Annotated in this window: 2 protein-coding genes and 3 pseudogenes; 2 read left to right on the forward strand and 3 right to left on the reverse strand. The window is 61.1% G+C overall.

Annotated features, from left to right (window positions below):
* Positions 1–161 precede the first annotated feature (161 nt).
* Positions 162–263 (reverse strand): annotated as a pseudogene (locus NKH89_RS35530) (LysR family transcriptional regulator); the annotation flags it as partial.
* Positions 264–838: 575 nt separating this feature from the next.
* Between NKH89_RS35530 and NKH89_RS35535 the strand changes: the two are divergent.
* Both NKH89_RS35535 and NKH89_RS35540 read left to right on the forward strand, forming a co-directional pair.
* A complete protein-coding gene (locus NKH89_RS35535) occupies positions 839–1,114 on the forward strand; it encodes an acyl carrier protein (RefSeq protein ID WP_352458906.1) in 276 nt (91 codons plus the stop codon).
* The gene (locus NKH89_RS35540) at positions 1,115–2,320 is read left to right on the forward strand and encodes a beta-ketoacyl-[acyl-carrier-protein] synthase family protein (RefSeq protein ID WP_352453892.1); all 1,206 of its coding nucleotides are present in this window, start codon (positions 1,115–1,117) and stop codon (positions 2,318–2,320) included.
* Here the strand turns inward: NKH89_RS35540 and NKH89_RS35545 are convergent.
* Together NKH89_RS35545 and NKH89_RS35550 are read right to left on the reverse strand one after the other, a co-directional pair.
* Positions 2,307–2,470, reverse strand: a pseudogene (locus NKH89_RS35545) (LysR family transcriptional regulator); the annotation flags it as partial. The gene NKH89_RS35540 and the pseudogene NKH89_RS35545 sit on opposite strands and share 14 nt — an antisense overlap.
* A gap of 168 nt (positions 2,471–2,638) precedes the next feature.
* A pseudogene (locus NKH89_RS35550) lies at positions 2,639–2,859 on the reverse strand (transposase); the annotation flags it as partial.

Genomic DNA, 2,859 nt, shown 5'->3' on the forward strand with positions numbered 1-2,859 from the left:
CGGGCGACGACGGACTTGCCGCCGACGATGACAAACCGCTCAGCGGCAGCGCAAGATCGTTCATGGTGGGTGTGGTCTCCGGGAAATGGTTCGGATCGGCTTAGGCAACCAAATCCTACGCCATTTCAACGGCTTGCGCCACATCCACCAACCCCCATGAATTTGGTTAGGTTGATGCGGCGTGCCGCCGCCGTGAGGCCGCGCTCGCTCAGCAGCGCGTCGAGAACGACGAGAAGATTCAGATCGAGCCCTTTGAAACGCATGTCTTAGCTATCCATAGCGTGGATGCATTTGATTGAAACAAACGATTTTACCAATTTTCCGGAATGTCGCATGGACTTGGCAGGACCTCACGTGCGCCGATCACTGCCTCTATCGCGTGGCGAGTCCCTTGAGAAGAGCCCGAAAGAGGAAATCTGTCGCGTGCGGTGGAGATTGTACTGGGAATGAGAGGCAGCGCTCCGATCATGTCGAACTCTCCGACGAATGGCGGACCGGTACAATAGTTGATCGCAACTGGTCCGGAGCTATGAAACATCTCGATTACATATGAGGTGCCGAGTGAATACGCTGACAGCACCCACCGTCGCAGCGTTTAGCTGACGTTTGACGACGGTTCCTATCCATTTACACGCAGATTCTTGATGTGCTGGCGCAAAAGCGGGAGGCCGGCGACTTTTCTTCGTCATCGGGCTGACGCCGCAGAAGCCGGAACTCGTCCGGTTCCTATGGGCATTGGGCTTGGTCGGTCGCACAGGCTCTATGAGGGGCAATTTTGGCAACGCGACGCGACTCGGGTTTTGAACGACGCCGAAAACGCAAGCTGGAAAGGAACAAGATGGCAGATCAACTCGCCAACGAAATAATCGCCATTATCAAGAAGCGCGCCGCGTCGGAGGGCGGCATAGCGCCTGCCACAGGCGGCGAGATAACGGCTGCCACGGGACTGACTTCGCTCGGTATCGATTCACTGGGATTGGCGGACGTTCTCTGGGACCTGGAGCAGGCCTACGGCATCCAGATCGAGATGAATACGGCCGAGGCATGGTCGGATCTCCAGAATGTTGGGGACATGGTGGAAGCCGTGCGCAGCTTGCTCGCTAAGGGGGTGTGAATGGACAGGCGCGTCGTGATTACTGGGATTGGCGGTATTTGCGGGCTTGGGACCAACGCCGCCGCCATTTGGACAGAGATGCGAGAAGGCCGCTCCGCCATCGGCCCAATCGTCAACTCCGAGCTCCATGAATTGAGGGTCAGGATCGGTGCCGAGATCAAGGCGCTGCCGGAGCATGACATCGACGGCAAGCAACTCATCTCCATGGACCGCTTCAGCCTGCTCGCTGTGCTTGCGGCGCGCGAAGCCATGCGTCAGGCCGGACTTTCCTCCAAAGAGGGAAATAGCTATCGCTTCGGTGCGACGGTGGGCGTTGGCGGCTGCGGGTGGGATGCGATCGAGCAAACCTACCGCGCCATCCTTCTGGGCGGTAAGCGTGCCGCTCTCTTGACTGTACCCAAGGCGATGCCGGGTGCCGCTGCCGGCCAGGTCAGCATGAGTCTTGGTCTGCGCGGGCCGGTGTTCGGCGTCACGTCCGCCTGTTCCTCGGCAAACCATGCGATTGCCTGCGCGGTGGACCAGATCAGGCTCGGCCGGGCCGACGTGATGCTTGCCGGCGGCAGCGAAGCGCCGCTCATATGGGGTGTGCTGAAGGCATGGGAAGCGATCCGCGTGCTTTCGCCCGATACTTGCCGGCCATTCTCGGCCGATCGCCAGGGCCTGTCGCTTGGTGAAGGCGCCGGCATGGCGGTGCTGGAAAGCTACGAGCATGCCCTGGCTCGGGGCGCCACCATCCTTGCCGAAATTGCCGGTGCCGGCCTTTCCGCCGATGCGTCCGACATCGTCGCGCCGACTGTCGAGGGGCCGGAGGCAGCAATGCGGGCCTGCCTTGCCGATGCCAGGCTGGACGCCGAGGATGTCGACTATCTCAACGCGCACGGCACCGGCACCAAGGCCAACGACCAGATCGAGACGGCGGCGATCAAGCGCGTCTTCGGTCAGCACGCCTTCTCAATGTCCATTTCTTCTACCAAGTCCATGCACGCGCATTGCCTCGGCGCGTCCGGCGCGCTCGAGTTGATCGCCTGCGTGATGGCTATCCGCGAGAGCGTCGTGCCGCCGACTGCCAATTATCGTGAGCTGGACCCCGATTGCGATCTCGACGTCACGCCCAATGTGGCACGCGAGCGCAAGGTGCGCGTGGCACTGAGCAACTCCTTCGCCTTTGGCGGCACGAACGCGGTTCTGGCGTTCAGGCAGGTGTAGAAGCCATGAGAGATGCCTCCGGCAACATTATCTCTCGCATCCAGATGCTTGCCGGATAACTATTGTGAAGGGCGGGTCATTGACCGCCTCGGCGAATGCGGGAAGTGGCAGCGGAAGCTCGACGATCCGGGGTATCGTCTTTGCGAAATTCTTAACTGTTGAAGCGGCTTGGACGTACCGCCGCCCCGTAAAAGGTAAGCGAGGCCCTGCGGGCTCGGCTTGAGGGTCTGAAGCTGTACACGACAATGTCTGGAAGCCGCAGGGTCGGCTCTGCGCCCGTTATAGTCGCCTGAGTGCTGCCGGCCCGGCCGCGCCGCGGGCGCCGTCAACGAACTCCTTGAACCTGCGGACCTTGCCTGTCTTGGCCGACGCTTCGAAGCGCGCCGTCGTGCTGGCCTCCAGATCCGCGACATGCTTGCGCAGGGTCGTGGTGGGCGCGAGGCCAAAGATGAAGTCGACGTCGTTGGCGCGGCACCAGTCGATGACCTGCGGGTTGCAATAATGGCTATCGCCGCGGAGCAGGATTCGAATGTTCGGCC

This window comes from Mesorhizobium sp. M0923, from assembly GCF_040319365.1.
Taxonomy (GTDB): Bacteria; Pseudomonadota; Alphaproteobacteria; order Rhizobiales; family Rhizobiaceae; genus Mesorhizobium.

What these genes read in the sequence shown, in the direction of transcription:
- NKH89_RS35535 (WP_352458906.1), top strand. Translation starts at nt 839, where the DNA reads ATGGCAGATCAACTCGCCAACGAAATAATCGCCATTATCAAGAAGCGC.
- NKH89_RS35540 (WP_352453892.1), top strand. Translation starts at nt 1,115, where the DNA reads ATGGACAGGCGCGTCGTGATTACTGGGATTGGCGGTATTTGCGGGCTT.